This window comes from Bacillus sp. I-2, from assembly GCF_001974945.1.
Classification (GTDB): Bacteria; Bacillota; Bacilli; order Bacillales; family Bacillaceae; genus Bacillus; species Bacillus safensis.
Genome location: NZ_LZRW01000044.1, coordinates 65,016 through 80,777 on the forward strand (window position 1 = coordinate 65,016; position 15,762 = coordinate 80,777).

At 41.9% G+C, this 15,762-nt stretch carries 16 protein-coding genes; 14 read left to right on the plus strand and 2 right to left on the minus strand.

Annotated features, from left to right (window positions below; genetic code table 11):
* Window positions 1–137: 137 nt before the first annotated feature.
* The 9 genes from argC to BAE31_RS15180 all read left to right on the plus strand — a co-directional run bounded on the left by argC (window position 138) and on the right by BAE31_RS15180 (window position 11,221).
* Window positions 138–1,175: an N-acetyl-gamma-glutamyl-phosphate reductase gene (gene argC, locus BAE31_RS15140; RefSeq protein ID WP_076840847.1), complete on the plus strand. Its 1,038-nt coding sequence runs from the start codon at window positions 138–140 to the stop codon at window positions 1,173–1,175.
* Between the two features lie 22 nt (window positions 1,176–1,197).
* Entirely contained in the window at window positions 1,198–2,418 is a 1,221-nt protein-coding gene (gene argJ / locus BAE31_RS15145; protein ID WP_076840848.1) for a bifunctional ornithine acetyltransferase/N-acetylglutamate synthase, read from the plus strand.
* A 14-nt stretch (window positions 2,419–2,432) separates the two neighbouring features.
* Window positions 2,433–3,209: an acetylglutamate kinase gene (gene argB, locus BAE31_RS15150; RefSeq protein WP_025093396.1), complete on the plus strand. Its 777-nt coding sequence runs from the start codon at window positions 2,433–2,435 to the stop codon at window positions 3,207–3,209.
* The gene (locus BAE31_RS15155; RefSeq protein ID WP_076840849.1) at window positions 3,206–4,357 is read left to right on the plus strand and encodes an acetylornithine transaminase; all 1,152 of its coding nucleotides are present in this window, start codon (window positions 3,206–3,208) and stop codon (window positions 4,355–4,357) included. The genes argB and BAE31_RS15155 overlap by 4 nt, the downstream gene beginning before the upstream one ends.
* A gap of 71 nt (window positions 4,358–4,428) precedes the next feature.
* Window positions 4,429–5,490 (plus strand): carbamoyl phosphate synthase small subunit, encoded by a 1,062-nt coding sequence (locus tag BAE31_RS15160; protein WP_076840850.1) that lies wholly within the window; start codon window positions 4,429–4,431, stop codon window positions 5,488–5,490.
* Window positions 5,483–8,563 (plus strand): carbamoyl phosphate synthase large subunit, encoded by a 3,081-nt coding sequence (locus BAE31_RS15165; protein ID WP_076840851.1) that lies wholly within the window; start codon window positions 5,483–5,485, stop codon window positions 8,561–8,563. Before BAE31_RS15160 ends, BAE31_RS15165 begins: the two co-directional genes overlap by 8 nt.
* A complete protein-coding gene (argF, locus tag BAE31_RS15170) occupies window positions 8,560–9,510 on the plus strand; it encodes an ornithine carbamoyltransferase (protein WP_076840852.1) in 951 nt (316 codons plus the stop codon). Before BAE31_RS15165 ends, argF begins: the two co-directional genes overlap by 4 nt.
* 102 nt (window positions 9,511–9,612) lie before the next feature.
* Complete coding sequence (locus BAE31_RS15175) at window positions 9,613–9,792, plus strand: YjzC family protein (protein WP_008348517.1); 180 nt, start codon at window positions 9,613–9,615, stop codon at window positions 9,790–9,792.
* A gap of 163 nt (window positions 9,793–9,955) precedes the next feature.
* A complete protein-coding gene (locus BAE31_RS15180) occupies window positions 9,956–11,221 on the plus strand; it encodes an MFS transporter (RefSeq protein WP_041117120.1) in 1,266 nt (421 codons plus the stop codon).
* 110 nt (window positions 11,222–11,331) lie between these two features.
* On the opposite strand, the gene BAE31_RS15185 is transcribed toward BAE31_RS15180, so the two are convergent.
* On the minus strand, window positions 11,332–11,526 hold the full coding sequence (locus BAE31_RS15185; protein ID WP_003211779.1) for a YjzD family protein: 195 nt from the start codon (window positions 11,524–11,526) through the stop codon (window positions 11,332–11,334).
* Window positions 11,527–11,738: 212 nt separating this feature from the next.
* On the opposite strand from BAE31_RS15185, the gene BAE31_RS15190 reads away from it, so the two are divergent.
* The 4 genes from BAE31_RS15190 (at window position 11,739) to BAE31_RS15205 (ending at window position 14,392) form a co-directional block, all read left to right on the plus strand.
* Complete coding sequence (locus BAE31_RS15190) at window positions 11,739–12,479, plus strand: alpha/beta fold hydrolase (RefSeq protein ID WP_076840853.1); 741 nt, start codon at window positions 11,739–11,741, stop codon at window positions 12,477–12,479.
* Window positions 12,480–12,552: 73 nt separating this feature from the next.
* Window positions 12,553–13,128, plus strand: coding sequence for a nad binding enzyme (locus tag BAE31_RS15195; RefSeq protein ID WP_076840854.1), 576 nt, complete (start codon window positions 12,553–12,555; stop codon window positions 13,126–13,128).
* Window positions 13,129–13,219: 91 nt separating this feature from the next.
* Window positions 13,220–14,182 carry a BMP family ABC transporter substrate-binding protein gene (locus BAE31_RS15200; protein ID WP_076840855.1) on the plus strand — a complete coding sequence of 321 codons (963 nt, stop codon included), beginning with the start codon at window positions 13,220–13,222 and terminating at the stop codon, window positions 14,180–14,182.
* A 12-nt stretch (window positions 14,183–14,194) separates the two neighbouring features.
* Window positions 14,195–14,392 carry a ComZ family protein gene (locus BAE31_RS15205; RefSeq protein ID WP_076840856.1) on the plus strand — a complete coding sequence of 66 codons (198 nt, stop codon included), beginning with the start codon at window positions 14,195–14,197 and terminating at the stop codon, window positions 14,390–14,392.
* Between the two features lie 9 nt (window positions 14,393–14,401).
* Here the strand turns inward: BAE31_RS15205 and BAE31_RS15210 are convergent, their stop codons facing one another.
* Window positions 14,402–14,635 (minus strand): hypothetical protein, encoded by a 234-nt coding sequence (locus BAE31_RS15210; protein WP_024426489.1) that lies wholly within the window; start codon window positions 14,633–14,635, stop codon window positions 14,402–14,404.
* Between the two features lie 171 nt (window positions 14,636–14,806).
* Between BAE31_RS15210 and BAE31_RS15215 the strand changes: the two genes are divergently transcribed.
* Window positions 14,807–15,745 carry a beta-ketoacyl-ACP synthase III gene (locus BAE31_RS15215; protein WP_024425052.1) on the plus strand — a complete coding sequence of 313 codons (939 nt, stop codon included), beginning with the start codon at window positions 14,807–14,809 and terminating at the stop codon, window positions 15,743–15,745.
* The last annotated feature ends 17 nt before the right edge of the window (window positions 15,746–15,762 follow it).

Sequence of the window (15,762 nt, forward strand, 5' to 3'; positions counted from 1 at the left end):
ATCCGCATGTCTCATGAAGATATGCGGTTTTTTTGTTGAAAAAAAATGAAAACAAATATTAAATATACAATTGAATTAATTTTTATACATGTTATAATGTTAAATAATTTCACAAAGATCAAGAGGGTGTATTGACGTTGAAAATAGGTATTATAGGTGCTACAGGGTACGGTGGTGCGGAATTGGTTCGTATCTTCAAGCATCACCCGCATGTGGAGGAATGTATATTGTATTCATCAAGTGGTGATGGGCAATCATACACTCAATCTTATCCGCATCTAACAACTATGACTGACCAAATATTAAAAGCTATTGACCCGGTTGCCATTGTGCAAGAGACAGATGCTGTGTTTTTAGCGACACCAGCAGGCGTATCAAGTGAACTGACGCCAAAGCTTATGAATCAAGGAGTGCCGATCATTGATTTATCAGGTGATTTGCGCATTCAAGATGGAGCAACCTATGAAGCTTGGTATAAACGAAGGGCAGCGGATGCAGCATCTGTTCAACAAGCGGTGTACGGTTTATCCGAACTGAATCGTGACAAAATTCAACAGGCTGAAGTGATTGCCAATCCGGGCTGCTTTCCTACCGCAGTTCTTCTCGGTTTAGCACCGCTCATCAAACAGAATGTCATCGATGAATCCATGATTATAATAGATGCAAAAACAGGGGTGTCCGGTGCCGGACGATCTGCCTCACTTGGCACGCATTTTTCAGAACTAAACGATAACTTTAAAATTTATAAGGTGAATGAGCATCAGCATACGCCGGAAATAGAGCAAATATTAAGAGAATGGAATCCGCAGACGGCGAACGTCACATTTTCTACGCATCTTGTCCCGATGACAAGAGGGATTATGGCGACGATGTATACACAATTAAAAACAGATGTCACAAAAGAAGAATTGATGAAGCGAATGAAAGACTTTTATGAAGATTCCTATTTTGTCAGAGTGAGAGATCACGGCGTTTATCCACAAACGAAAGAAGTATACGGCAGTAACTTCTGTGATATTGGCTTTCATTTAGATGAGCGAACAGGAAGACTGACAATCGTGTCGGTCATAGACAATCTCATGAAAGGTGCGGCCGGTCAAGCGGTTCAAAACTTCAACATCATCAAAGGCTTACATGAAGAGGCGGGCCTCACAATGACACCTCTTTATCCATAAGAGAACAGGGGAGACAACAAACATGATCGAATTGAATGAAAAAAGCATTGTCAAAATAGACGGTGACGTATCATCACCAAAAGGCTTTGAAGCAAAGGGGATTCACATTGGCTTGCGTTATTCAAAAAAAGACCTTGGCCTCATCGTCAGCGAAGTACCAGCAGCAAGTGCAGCGGTCTATACACAAAGTCACTTTCAAGCTGCGCCTCTCAAAGTCACACAACAAAGCTTAAAAAAGACAGGACAATTAAAAGGTGTCATTGTCAATAGTGCCATCGCCAATGCATGTACTGGTGAGCAGGGATTAAAAGACGCATACGACATGCAGGCAGCCTGTGCAGATATGTTAGGTGTAGCACCTGATTATATTGCTGTTTCTTCTACAGGTGTCATTGGGGAATGTCTGGAGATGGATAAAATCAAAAAGGGCATCGCCGAGTTAAAAGAAGCAAAAGCCGAAAAAGGCCATTTTGAAGAAGCGATCTTAACGACAGATACTGTCATTAAAAATACAGCATACACCCTTACGATAGACGGAAAAGAGATCATCATTTCAGGCGCAGCAAAAGGCTCTGGCATGATTCACCCGAACATGGCGACAATGCTTGGCTTTGTTACAACAGATGCAAATGTCGAACAGGAAGCCTTACAGCAAGCGCTTCGTGACATTACGGATGTGACTTTTAATCAAATTACCGTTGATGGAGAAACTTCGACAAACGATATGGTGCTCGTGATGGCAAATGGCATGGCAGAAAACAATGCACTCAATGAAGAGCATCCAGAATGGCCATTGTTTAAAGAAGGATTAAAACTAGCTTGTGAGGATTTAGCCAAAGAGATTGCGAGAGATGGAGAAGGCGCAACCAAATTAATTGAAGCGAAAGTCACTGGTGCTAAAAATAACTTGGAAGCCGGCATCATTGCGAAAAAAATCGTTGGTTCAAGTCTTGTTAAAACTGCTGTATATGGTACAGATGCCAACTGGGGCCGAATCGTTGGAGCCATTGGTCATAGCGCAGCTTCCGTTACACCGGAAGAGGTAGAAGTCTATTTAGGCGGACAATGTTTATTCAAACACAATGAACCGCAGCCATTCTCAGAAGAGGAAGCAAAAGCATATCTAGAGCAGGATGAGATTACGATTTTCATTCAAATGAGTGAGGGGAATGGTGAAGCAGCAGCATGGGGCTGTGATCTTACCTATGATTATGTGAAAATTAACGCGAGCTATCGCACATAAAGAAGGAGATAGACATGAATAAAACGATCGTGTTCAAGTGTGGAGGCAGTGTCATTCGAGAACTTTCAGATACCTTTTATGAAAATGTCCGCTCACTTCAAGCTGCTGGATTTAAGCTGGCTATCGTGCATGGCGGAGGACCTGAAATCACCGACATGCTGCAAAAATTAGAAGTGAAAACAGAATTTGTTGACGGTCAGCGTAAAACAACGAAGCCTGTGTTAGAGGTAGCCGAAATGGTTCTCTCAGGAACAGTCAATAAATACTTTGTGTCAGAGCTCGCAAAGCATGATATATCATCTGTCGGCGTATCCGGTAAAGATGGGCAGATGCTTGTCGCCGATTTCCTTGATCAAGACGTTTACGGGTACGTTGGTGAAATCAAAGAAGTTCATCCAGAAATGGCAGAAGCACTCATGGAGAAACAATTCATTCCTGTGATTGCGCCGCTGTCTATGACGGAAGAATGCCAAACCTTAAATGTGAATGCTGATTTAGCTGCATCAGCTGTCGCCGGAGCTATGAAAGCTGATAAGCTCATGTTTGTCACAGATGTTGAAGGCATTTTAAAAAATGGTGAACTATTAGATGTCGTCACAGAACAAGAAGCCCTTTCACTCATTGATGAAGGCATTATTTCCGGGGGAATGATTCCAAAAGTACAATCCGCTTTGAGTGCTTTATCAGGTGATGTAGATGAAGTGATGATCGTAAATGGCAAAGGCAGTATCTTTACAGGGGAAACCTTTAAAGGAACAAGAATCGTGAAACAAAAGGAGGCGGTCCTGTGAGTCATCTTTTTCAAAACTATGGACGGTGGAATGTTGAAATTAAAGAGGCAGCAGGTTCTTGGGCAATCGATACAAATGGAAAAAAATATTTAGACTTTATACAAGGCATTGCCGTTACAAATTTAGGCCACAATCACCCAAAGGTCAATCAAGCCATTAAGGAACAGCTTGACCACGTCTGGCATGTATCGAATCTATTTGAAAATGGACTGCAAGAAAAAGCAGCAGAAAAGCTGGCAGCAAACAGTTCAGGGGATCTCGTGTTTTTCTGCAATAGCGGGGCAGAGGCAAATGAAGGTGCCATTAAATTAGCACGTAAAGCGACAGGGAAAACAAATATCGTCACATTTTTGCACTCTTTCCATGGGCGCACGTATGCTGGTATGGCTGCCACAGGTCAAGATAAAATCAAAACTGGCTTTGGCCCTATGCTAGAAGGCTTTCACTACGTACCGTTTAATGATCCAGACGCTATGTCAGCCTGTGCAGTCGATGATGTGGCAGCGGTGATGCTGGAGGTTGTGCAAGGTGAAGGTGGAGTGAATCCAGCGACACCAGAGTTTCTTGAAGCCGTTCAAGCATTTTGCAAAAAGCATGAAGCACTGCTCATTGTAGATGAAATTCAAACGGGCATCGGTCGTACAGGAACAGCATTTGCGTACGAAGAGACGTGTCTTGAGCCTGATATTATCTCAGCAGCAAAAGGATTAGGAAACGGCTTTCCAGTTGGTGCAGTCATAGGGAAAAAAGCTCTAGGAGATGCATTCTCTCCAGGTTCACATGGTACAACATTTGGTGGGAATATGCTCGCCATGGCCGCTGTGAATGCGACACTCGATGTCATTTTCAAAGAAGAGTTTCTTTCAGAAGTGAAAGAAAAGGGTGATTACCTGTTAGAAAAGCTGCAAAATGTCAAACAGCTGAATATCGTAAAAGAAGTGCGGGGAAAAGGATTGATGGCAGGTATTGAATGTGATCAGCCAGTCGCCGGCTATATCACAGCTCTTAGAGAACAAGGGCTGCTGGTGCTTCCAGCTGGTCCGAATGTCATTCGTTTATTACCTCCGCTGAATGTGAAGAAAGCAGAGCTGGATCAAGCGATCGAAGCAATTGTTCAAGTATTAGCCAATAAAACAGTTTCGGTGTAAATTTTTTTACAAACGAACGTATAAAAATGCATTTATATCATTAATTATTCAATTTTTGGGGTGACATAAGCATGAAAGGTTATTTAAATTTAGAAGATGGAGCCTCTTTTGAAGGAAATCTGACAGGAGAAGCTGGCATCACAGGTGAAGTGGTCTTTTTTACAGGTATGACAGGTTATCAAGAGGTGCTCACAGATCCTTCCTATAAAGGTCAGATCATTGTTTTCACATATCCGCTGATCGGAAATTACGGCATTAACCATGAAGACTTTGAGAGCAAGAAGCCTCAAGTAAAAGCGGTAGTTGTGTACGAGGCAGCAGAACATTTTTCACATCATCTTGCAGCGGTCAGCTTAAAAGATTATTTACAAAAGTGGAATATCCCGCTTCTGACACATACAGATACACGCGCAGTTGTGCAAAACATCCGGGCAAATGGAACGATGAACGCTGTGCTCAGTGTAGACGAAAACGAAACACCGCCTGCAATGAAACAAGACAATGTCGTCGCACAGGTGACAGATAGCGAGATCTACACACAAGGCAGCGGTGAGGAGCATGTGGCGCTCATTGATTTTGGATTTAAAAAATCAATTGCAGATTCGCTTGCAGCGCGCGGCTGTAAAGTAACCGTCATTCCATATAAACAAATGGAAAAGGTATTTGAGATCAATCCGGATGCGATCCTGCTGTCAAACGGACCTGGAGACCCGAAAACCATGACACCGTATTTAAAATCAATTCATGACATCATGATGTCATTTCCGACACTTGGGATCTGCCTAGGTCACCAATTAATCGCTCTTGCACTTGGCGGAGATACGTATAAGCTGCCATTTGGCCACAGGGGAGCGAATCATCCTGTCCAGGATACAGAATCCAAACGTGTCTTTATGACAAGTCAGAACCATAGCTATGTTGTGAATGAAAAAAGCATGAATGACAAAGAAGTGGATGTGAAATTCCTTCATGTCAATGATGGATCTGTAGAAGGATTCATTCATAAAGAAAAGCTGATTATGTCAGTTCAATTTCATCCAGAAGCACACCCAGGGCCTGCTGAAAGTGAATGGGTATTCGATGATTTTATTGAGAAAGTGAAACAAGCAAGGAGAGAAGTCGCACATGCCTAAAGATCAAAGCATACAAACCATTCTAGTCATCGGGTCTGGTCCAATCATCATTGGTCAGGCAGCAGAATTTGATTACTCAGGAACACAAGGATGTATGGCCTTAAAAGAAGAAGGCTACAAAGTCATCTTAGTGAATAATAACCCAGCAACCATTATGACAGACGAGTCATTTGCTGATGAAATCTATTTTGAACCGCTTTCAGTTGATTCAGTGACAAGAATCATTGAAAAGGAAAAACCAGATGGTCTTTTAGCCAACCTTGGCGGACAGACGGCTTTAAACCTTGCTGTCGAGCTGGAAAAAGCCGGTGTGCTGAAAAAGCATGGGGTGACTCTGCTCGGAACGTCAGTTGAAACCATTGAAAACGGTGAAGATCGAGAGAAATTCCGTGCTCTCATGAAGCATTTGAACGAACCTGTGCCAGATAGTGAAATTGTGGATAATGCGGAAGATGCTCTTCAATTTGCAAAAGAAGTCGGCTTCCCAGTCATCCTAAGACCAGCATACACACTTGGCGGTAAAGGCGGCGGAATCGCTCTAACAGAAGAGGCGTTTAAGCCGCTCATTGAAGGAGCTCTTTTAGCGAGTCCAATTCACCAGTGTTTAGTTGAAAAAAGCATAGCTGGCTTTAAAGAAGTCGAATATGAGGTCATGAGAGACCGTCAAAATACGTGTATCACGGTATGCAACATGGAAAATATCGATCCAGTTGGTGTGCATACAGGAGACTCGATTGTCGTTGCACCTTCCCAAACATTAACGGATCAGGATTACCAAATGCTCCGTTCTGCAAGCCTGAAAATCATTTCAGCGCTGGATGTAGTCGGCGGCTGCAACATCCAATTTGCCCTTGATCCACTCAGTAAAGAATACTTTGTCATTGAGGTGAATCCTCGGGTCAGCCGTTCTTCTGCTCTTGCATCAAAAGCAACAGGCTATCCGATTGCGAAAATGGCAGCTAAGCTTGCGGTGGGTTATACGCTAGACGAATTGAAAAACCCGCTTACAGGTACAACCTATGCTAGTTTTGAGCCGGCACTCGATTATGTTGTCGTGAAATTCCCGCGCTGGCCATTTGATAAATTTAAACAGGCAGACCGTCAATTAGGCACAAAAATGAAGGCCACTGGCGAAGTCATGGCGATTGATCGGAATTTAGAGTCAGCCATTCAAAAAGCAGTTGCATCACTTGAAATTAAAACGAAGGGCTTCCACCTGCCAGAACTGAAAGAGCAATCGACAGAACAATTATTTGAACTCATCAAAACACCAGACGATCGCCGGTTTTTCGCTGTTATGGAGCTTCTTTCAAGACAAGAAACGGTTGAAACGATTCATCAAACGACGAAAATTGATCGATTCTTCTTACATGTGTTTAAAAATATGATTACGCTCGAACAAGAATTGAAAGATCATAAGGGGACGCTATCAAAAGATACCTTGAAAAAGGTAAAGGAAAAGGGTTTCCTTGATGAAACGATTGCTCTTCTTACGGGTCACACGGAAGAGTCAATCAGGCAGCTTCGTCAAGAATACGGCATTGCTGCTTCATTTAAAATTGTTGACACATGTGCGGCGGAATTTGATGCAAAAACGAATTACTTCTATTCCACCTACTTCGGCAAAAGCGATGGTGAGCATCAAGAAAAAACAAAGCAGCGTGCACTCATCATTGGCTCTGGTCCGATTCGAATCGGGCAGGGGGTCGAATTTGATTATAGCGCTGTTCATGGCGTTCTGACCTTGCAAAAGCTTGGATTTGAAACCATCATGATGAACAACAATCCAGAAACAGTCAGTACTGATTATGAGATTGCAGATCGTTTATATTTTGAGCCGATTACATTAGAGCACATCCTAAACGTTGTGGAAGCAGAACAGATTGATTTTGTCATTGTCCAATTTGGCGGACAGACTGCGATTAACGTCGCAGAAGGGTTGGAAAAAGCCGGTGTCACGTTGTTAGGTACGTCCTTTGATACGCTGGATGCACTTGAAGACCGTGATTTATTCTATCAGCTTCTTGATGAACTGAATCTTCCTCACGCAAAAGGAGATACGGCTCATTCAAAAGAAGAAGCACTCGTACATGCGAAAAGCATCGGTTACCCTGTATTAATTCGCCCATCGTATGTCATTGGCGGAATGGGAATGATCGTTGTTCAGTCAGAAGCACATTTAGCGTCACTGCTTGATCAGCCAGATCATTTGCCATACCCAATCTTAATTGATGAGTACGTCACTGGAAAAGAAATTGAAGTCGATCTTATTTCTGACGGAAAAAAGGCGTTCATTCCAACCATCGTAGAACATATTGAGAAAGCGGGCGTGCACTCAGGTGACAGCTTTGCCATTTTACCAAGTATCTCAATCAGTGAAGACATCAAACAGCAGGTGCATACCGCGTCTGAACAAATAGCGAAGAAATTAGCGTTCAAGGGCATTATGAATATCCAATTTGTCATCAAAGGTGATCAGGCGCTTGTATTAGAAGTGAATCCGCGGGCAAGCCGGACTGTACCAGTCGTCAGTAAGGTAATGGGCATTGATATGATCCCAATGGCCACTCAATTATTAGCTGGTGCATCGCTTGAAGAACTAAACCCTGCAACGAAAAACAAAGGGGGGACAGCGGTCAAATTCCCAGTGTTCTCATCCCATGCCATTCAAGATATCGACCTCAAGCTGACACCTGAAATGAAAGCGACAGGAGAAGGAATGTGTGTAGGCAAGAACCCCGAAAGCGCCTTGAAAAAAGTGTTTGCGCCGATCTGGAAGCAAAAAGGAAGCCTCTTTATACAAGGCAGCGATCAATTGATAGATGAAGCGAAGCATGCAGGCTTTGACGTCTGGACTGGCAGCTTTGAATCTTGGCTACAGAATGAAGATAAATCCCTTCATATTCATTTAGGAGAAGATGAAGAGGCAAAAGAGCAGCGTGTAAAAGCACTCACACACGGCGTTCAAGTCCTAACCGAATATGAAACAGTTCAAGCATTCCTGCAAGGGAAAAATGGAGATGTATCACCAGTATCACTCCATGAATTATATAAAAAGGAAGTGACGGCATGAGTCAAGTCGACGTGCAACCGGCATTATACGGAAAAGACTTTTTATCATTAAAAGATTTCTCAATCCATGAGATTGCTTATTTAATTGAAAAAGCGGAAGAAATGAAACAAAACCCATATCAAGATTTATTCAAAGGAAAAACGTTAGCGATGATCTTTGAAAAATCTTCAACTAGAACCCGTGTCTCGTTTGAAGCGGGGATGACGCAGCTAGGAGGACATGCGCTCTTTCTCAGCTCAAATGATTTGCAAATTGGCAGAGGAGAAACCATCAGTGATACAGCGCAGGTGCTGTCTGGTTATGTCGACGGTATTATGATTCGAACCTTCGAACATGAGAAGGTTGAAGAGCTTGCACAATACGCGTCTATTCCAGTCATTAATGGATTAACCGACTACTCACATCCATGTCAGGCGCTTGCTGATTTATTAACCATTAAAGAAACAAAAGGTACTTTAAAAGGAATCAAAGTGGCCTATATCGGTGACGGAAATAACGTGGCGCACTCCTTGATGGTCGGCTGTGCGCAGCTAGGCTGTGACATTGCGGTTGCATCACCAAAAGGCTATGAACCACTTCAAGAAGTAACAGACACTGCCCTTGAGTTTGCAAAACAATCAGGCGCAGAAGTGACCGTGACAACAGATCCTGTTGCAGCTGTAAAAGATGCAGATGTTATTTATTCAGATGTGTTTACAAGCATGGGGCAGGAAGCAGAAACAGAGAAACGTCTTGCTGAATTTAAAGAATATCAAGTCAATGACGAACTGATGAGTCATGCAGCAAAGGACTATATTTTCCTTCATTGTCTCCCGGCACATCGCGGGGAAGAAGTGACGGCAGATATTATTGACGGGCCGCAATCAAAAGTATTTCAACAGGCAGAAAACCGCCTGCATGTGCAAAAAGCGTTAATGAAAGAACTTATGTATCAACCATCCAAATAAATCCAAGTGTCCCTGACTCGTATGAGCAGGGACTTTTTGCATAAAGGATTGGAGAGGCAAGGGACGGGACATAATAACATCAATCGAGAAAGGAGGATGAAAATGGGTCAGCAGCATCAGTTTAAATCAGGGAATAAAGCACCGAATAATGGTGTGTATATCGAGATCGGCGAAACTGGAAGTATGGTGAAAGATCCTTTAAAGATTAAGCTTAAAGCAGGCGACGTCTTTCCTGATAACTCGAACCATAATCGTGTTTGGACCTACCAAAGAAAGCCGTAAGCAATTGACTAAGAGTCAGCATGAATAAGACTTTAGAGGCATGTGTCATGCCTCTTTTTTCTTTATAATAAAAAACAATTAAGTTCAAATTTTCAAATAAATAGTATGAAAAAAAGAGAACTTAAGGTAAAATATGTAATATATTGTTGAAAGGATTTGTGTGATGGAAAAGATGAATCTCAGTGAAAGTGTTTGGAATAAACGCTTCACCTCATTATTCATATCAAGACTCATAAAAAACACAGGGGAAAGTTTTGCTTTTACATCCGTCCTTTGGCTATTAATTTTAAGAGGGGATGGAGCGCTCGGTACAGGACTTCTTCTAGCAGTAACTGTTCTCCCTTCATCATTGTTAGCCCCAATATTAGGACCTCTTATGAAAAAGCACCATTTGTCTAAATGGATGTTCGCTTCAGATGTTGTTCGAGCAACAATTGTACTCATTATTCCACTTCTGCACTTTTCGCATCTATTGCCTCTATGGTTATTGATTTCATTAATGGTTATTCAATCGGCAACAGGTGCAGCTTATAATCCAGCTTCGGTGGCGATCTTACCGCAGATTGTTCCAAAGCATCTCATTCAAAAAGCAAATGCAATCCTGCAATCTTCTTTTGAGATTGTTGCACTTGCAGCAGTCATGGTGGCAGGTCTTTTGGTTAAATTAATTGGACCTGCAGATACTCTGCTGATCACCACTGCTTTATTTGTGATTTCTGGTCTGTTTATTATCGGGGTCAAACTAAAGAAAACCGATGAAGAAAAAGCAGCGGGCATTAAACAAGCGAAGAATACATATTTGTATAACTTAAAAAGAGGTTTTCTCGTTGTCAAAAACCATCACATTTTATTTGCGCTCACGCTGTATTGTATCTTAATGAATGTCGCAGCAGCTCCGTGGCAGGCACTGTCAGCGGTATACGTAGCAGAAGCGCTGCAAAGCGACTCCATGGTGTATTCCATTTTAAGAGGCGTTGCCGCAGTTGGCGCGTTTATGATGGGCTTTGCTCTGGCAAAGGTGAAAATTAAGAGATTTGGTTTGTTCTTTATTGTCGCTGGCATGATTGAAGGAGCTGCATTCTTTATGACAGGGATGAGTACATGGCTGCCGGTTGTTCTGCTTGCTTCCTTTATTTTCGGAGCTGCTGTCAGTGCGATCAATGTGCCGGAAATGGTCATTATTCAAACATCTGTTGACCAAGAGGATCAGCCGCAAGTATATGCTGTGATCAATGCCTCATCAAATGTCTTCCTACCGCTTGCAGCTGTCGTATCAGGCGTCCTGGCAGAAAGATTTGGAGCGGGACCTGTCATTGCTGGCGGAGGAATCCTTGAAATTTTATCAGGTATCGCGATCTTCCTGTTTACAGGGCTTGCGAAAAGCCATTTGACTCAAGACAAACAGAAGTCCGAAACCGTCGAGGTATAAACAATAAAAACCCCCTGTATGTTTAGGCAGGGGGTTTTAGCGTGCCGCAATCAATCTAAAAAAAAGAAAAAAGAACTAAACATCAATTTAGCTCTTTTTCACAAGTCATATTAAGAATGTTTTGTTGAACTTTCCGTTTCTTTCATTGGACTTACTTCAGCAAAGATGAATAAAATAACCGTAAACACAACTGCAAGAATGGAAGTGAGCGTAAAATCATAAGCAGCTCCATTCATAGAGGCAACGATGTAACCAGCCATATGTGTCAGCAGAAAAGTCCAAATGAGGGTGATAATATAATGCATAATCCCACCGTCCTTTATGTAACAATCTATTGATTATCATACCATAGATGCAAGTGAAGGGAAAAGACTGTTTTCCGCCTTTATGTGACCATTTTGAGACCTTCTGCTATAAAAATAAAAAGAATTCTTCTGTCTTTAGGGGATTTCCTTATTCCTACAAGAGTTGTTGTTCATATCATAGAAAGCAGAATCACTGAAAGGAGGCTGGCCATATGGGTGTAAGCGAACGTTTTTTCCAGCTTGGTTCCCAGTGGAACATCATTCACCTTCCTCAAAAACCAAATGGCTTTGGCATTCTAATCCTCGGTGACCGAAATCACTTTGTGCAGGAAAATACATCATTCTGGCTTCAGCATTATGGAAGAAACCAGCTTTTAACTGCCTTAAAGGATGAAGGATATACATTGTTTAATAGTCATCTTCATGGGAATCACTGGGGATGCGAAGATGCTGTTTTTAGTGCCAAGCAGCTCGTGCATCACACACTAAAACAAGAAATATTAAACCGGGAAATTCATGTGCTCGCAGAGGGAATGGGTGCACTTGTTGCCATGAGCCTTGCTGAGGAGATGCCTGAAGTACTAAGGTCCATTGCGCTGGTGAATCCATGTCTGAATCTGGATGCACAACGAGAAAGAGAAAAGGAACACAAATTCTTTTATAAGCAGCTGCTCAAAGAGTTAGCAGAGAGCTATGGCTGTTCTGAAAAGGAAGCTGAAACGTATCCACTGCCTTCTTGTCCTGTTCATTCTGCTCATGTACCGATTCATATATGGCAAAGGCTAAACGGCGCACCTTATGCATATGAACTTCACGCAAAGCCTTTTATTGATCAGCATATGAAAAATCCAGAACATTGTCAGGTCGATCTCACTCTGCATATGTTTGATCATCCGAGAAGAATCTTTCAATCCATTCACAAGTTTTATAAATCGCATGAAAGAGAATTGTGATGAATAGGATGATAACAGCCCTTCATAGAAAGGGCTCTTCTTTTTATTCGATATTAAAAAAGGGGACATGAACATGGAAACAGGACTGATCATAGGGGCAGATGAGTTTTTTGGCCTGACACTTTGTGAATATATGATGAAAGAGGGCATTCAAGTGGATATCACGCGTCCTCATGATCTTAAAGAAGAACAAAAGGGACTATTAGAAGAGCGGATGATGTGGCTGGGCAGAAATGATCTCGTTCGTGTCATTGACCTTCAGGATAGCAAAGACACGTATGACCTCATTTTTATTCAATCAGAGGAACCGCATAACAGGCAGGAAGACATCAAAGCGGAGCATGGCATGTACCGGATACTTTATGAAAAACCTGAAAACGAATCAGCGAAACAGAATGTGCCGGCAGTTATTCTTCCTCGCATGTTCGGACAATGGTCACTCAATGAAGATCGAACAAAGCGTGCAGATTCACTTTTTGTAGAAGATGTGGCAAAGGAATTGTTACAATGGGCATCGGGCACAGGTCAAAGACAGGACATGACGTATGAATTGAAGGTAGAAAGGCAAACAGATGACAAACAAGCAGAAGACATGATTGCAGAATGGAAAAGACAAAACTCAACATTTTTCGACAAAAAGCAAGAATGATCTTCCATCTTATCTTTTTTCAGTATAAAATAAACCTATATTTAACATACAGGTTCATCACTGCATGTTGCAAAAGGGAGTTGAACATGGCATGAAGTACCAGCGGCTTGTCATGATCTTTTCGTTCCTTCTTCTATTATCTGCCTGCTCGCAGGCGCCTTTAAAAGGAAAAATTGAGAAGGTGGGTTTACTCGTCCCCGATACGATCAATGATCAAGTTTGGGGAACGAAAGGTTATAAAGGCTTATTAAATATCCAATCAACATTTGGTGTAGATGTTTATTATAAGGAAGGAATGGTTGACAAGGAGAAAATCGTTGATGCCATTGAAGAATTCCATAAAAAAGGAGTCAATTTGATTATTGGCCATGGCAATGAATACAGTGAAATTTTTAACTTGATCAGTGAAGATTATCCAAACATACAATTTATTACGGTCAATGGAAACAAGCCTCAGGCGGGCAATGTCACAAACGTGACGTTTAAAGGTGAAGCGATGGGCTTTTTCGGAGGCATGACAGCTGCACATATGTCAAAAACAAAAAAGATTGGGATTCTTGCTACATATGATTGGCAAAGTGAAGTAGACGGCTTTATCAAAGGAGCAAAATATCAAGATGAACATGTACAAGTATTAGCAGAGTTTGTCGAAAACTGGGATGATGCTGACAAAGCGGTGGAGCTCTATCAAAAATTAAAAAAGCAGGGTGTTGATGTTGTGTATCCAGCAGGCGATGGTTATAATATCCCTGTCATTGAACAAATCAAAGCCGATAATTTATCAGCGATCGGATACGTCACCGATCAATCCAACCTCGGCAGCCATACAGTTTTAACGAGCACTGTACAGCATGTTGATAAAGCGTACAGTATCATTGCAAAGAAGTTTAATGAAGGCAAGCTAAATGAACAAAATGAGTACTCCTTTGATTTTAAAGAAGGAGTGGTCGAGATGGGGAAATTTAGTTCCACCATTGACGACGCTTTTGTGAAAGACATTGAAAGTGATATTGTGTCATACAAAAAAACAGGTAAACTGCCAAATGAAAAGTGAGGAGACGACGACATGCAGCACGAAAGATCGATGGAATTTTTACAAATTGCCATGAAGTATTTTCCACAGGCGAAGGAAGAGTTAGATAAAGCAGGGATTCAGCTTGAGCCTGAAGCACTTCAGCCGCTTCTAACATTATTTACATCTGTCATGCAAGAAGCATATGAGCTTGGAAAAGCAGATGCAGAATCAGAAAAAGCCACAGAATAGTGGCTTTTTTTATGATAATTTTTTCTTGAAGGCACTAATCATAGGACCAACATCTTTAAACACAGGCTTCAGTTCATCGATGGAGTTCATAATGTTCCCAATTTGATTCATGACATGCATGTAGTCAATTGAGTCCTCACTTGAAGATGTCTCCGCACGTTCCTCCTTTGCCTCTGTCTTGCTTTTCTCCTTTTCAAGCGGCTGTCCAAACATCATTGCTGAGAAAATATCTTTTTGCGCCATATCACATGTTCCTTTCTACTATTGGTATATATCATTAATCTATGAAAAAAGTGAGAGGAAAGGTTAGACGTTTGTATTGCCAAGAAGAAAAAAATAAGGTAAAATTAGTACCAGATACTAATATAAGATCACAATATCACATGCTCGTATGAGTAAAAGGAGTCTTATTCAATGAATGCTGGAATTATTGGCCTTGGCCGCTATATACCTGAAAAAGTATTAACAAATCATGATTTAGAAAAAATGGTTGAAACTTCTGACGAGTGGATTCGTACTAGAACAGGTATAGAAGAAAGAAGAATTGCATCTGATGATGTCAATACATCTCATATGGCGCTTGCTGCTGCAAAAAAAGCATTAGCTGACGCAGATGTGGCTGCAGAAGATATCGATATGATTCTTGTGGCGACAGTCACGCCAGATCAAGCATTTCCGACAGTTGCTTGTATGATTCAAGAGCAGCTCGGTGCACATAAAGCATGTGCAATGGATATTAGCGCTGCGTGTGCTGGCTTTATGTATGGGCTTGTTACTGGAAAACAATTTATCGAATCAGGAACTTACAAACACGTGCTTGTCGTCGGTGTTGAAAAGCTTTCTCGCATTACCGACTGGGATGACCGCAATACAGCTGTTTTGTTTGGAGATGGAGCTGGAGCTGCTGTGCTGGGAGAAGTCAGCGAAGGTAAAGGAATTCTATCATTTGAACTTGGAGCAGATGGAAGCGGCGGGAAGCACTTGTACTTAGATGAAAAAGATCATACAATCATGAATGGACGAGAAGTATTTAAATTTGCTGTAAGACAAATGGGCGAGTCAAGTGTAAATGTCATTGAAAAAGCTGGACTATCAAAAGAAGACGTTGATTTCTTGATCCCGCATCAAGCAAATATTCGCATTATGGAAGCAGCACGCGAACGCTTAGAGCTTCCAGTTGAAAAAATGTCGAAGACTGTCCATAAATATGGAAACACATCAGCAGCATCCATTCCAATTTCACTATGTGAAGAAATCGAAGCCGGAAAAATTCATGACGGCGATGTGATTGTAATGGTTGGTTTTGGTGGCGGATTAACTTGGGGCGCAATCGCTATGCGATGGGGCCGATAAAAGAGTGGGGTGCACAA

Excerpts from the sequence above, each read along its gene's own strand:
- BAE31_RS15175 (WP_008348517.1), top strand. The coding sequence starts at position 9,613 with ATGGGTCAGCAGCATCAGTTTAAATCAGGGAATAAAGCACCGAATAAT.
- BAE31_RS15205 (WP_076840856.1), top strand. The coding sequence starts at position 14,195 with ATGCAGCACGAAAGATCGATGGAATTTTTACAAATTGCCATGAAGTAT.
- BAE31_RS15200 (WP_076840855.1), top strand. The coding sequence starts at position 13,220 with ATGAAGTACCAGCGGCTTGTCATGATCTTTTCGTTCCTTCTTCTATTA.
- argJ (WP_076840848.1), top strand. The coding sequence starts at position 1,198 with ATGATCGAATTGAATGAAAAAAGCATTGTCAAAATAGACGGTGACGTA.
- BAE31_RS15210 (WP_024426489.1), bottom strand. The coding sequence starts at position 14,635 with ATGGCGCAAAAAGATATTTTCTCAGCAATGATGTTTGGACAGCCGCTT.
- BAE31_RS15185 (WP_003211779.1), bottom strand. The coding sequence starts at position 11,526 with ATGCATTATATTATCACCCTCATTTGGACTTTTCTGCTGACACATATG.
- BAE31_RS15165 (WP_076840851.1), top strand. The coding sequence starts at position 5,483 with ATGCCTAAAGATCAAAGCATACAAACCATTCTAGTCATCGGGTCTGGT.
- BAE31_RS15215 (WP_024425052.1), top strand. The coding sequence starts at position 14,807 with ATGAATGCTGGAATTATTGGCCTTGGCCGCTATATACCTGAAAAAGTA.
- BAE31_RS15195 (WP_076840854.1), top strand. The coding sequence starts at position 12,553 with ATGGAAACAGGACTGATCATAGGGGCAGATGAGTTTTTTGGCCTGACA.
- BAE31_RS15160 (WP_076840850.1), top strand. The coding sequence starts at position 4,429 with ATGAAAGGTTATTTAAATTTAGAAGATGGAGCCTCTTTTGAAGGAAAT.
- BAE31_RS15180 (WP_041117120.1), top strand. The coding sequence starts at position 9,956 with ATGGAAAAGATGAATCTCAGTGAAAGTGTTTGGAATAAACGCTTCACC.
- argB (WP_025093396.1), top strand. The coding sequence starts at position 2,433 with ATGAATAAAACGATCGTGTTCAAGTGTGGAGGCAGTGTCATTCGAGAA.
- argF (WP_076840852.1), top strand. The coding sequence starts at position 8,560 with ATGAGTCAAGTCGACGTGCAACCGGCATTATACGGAAAAGACTTTTTA.
- BAE31_RS15190 (WP_076840853.1), top strand. The coding sequence starts at position 11,739 with ATGGGTGTAAGCGAACGTTTTTTCCAGCTTGGTTCCCAGTGGAACATC.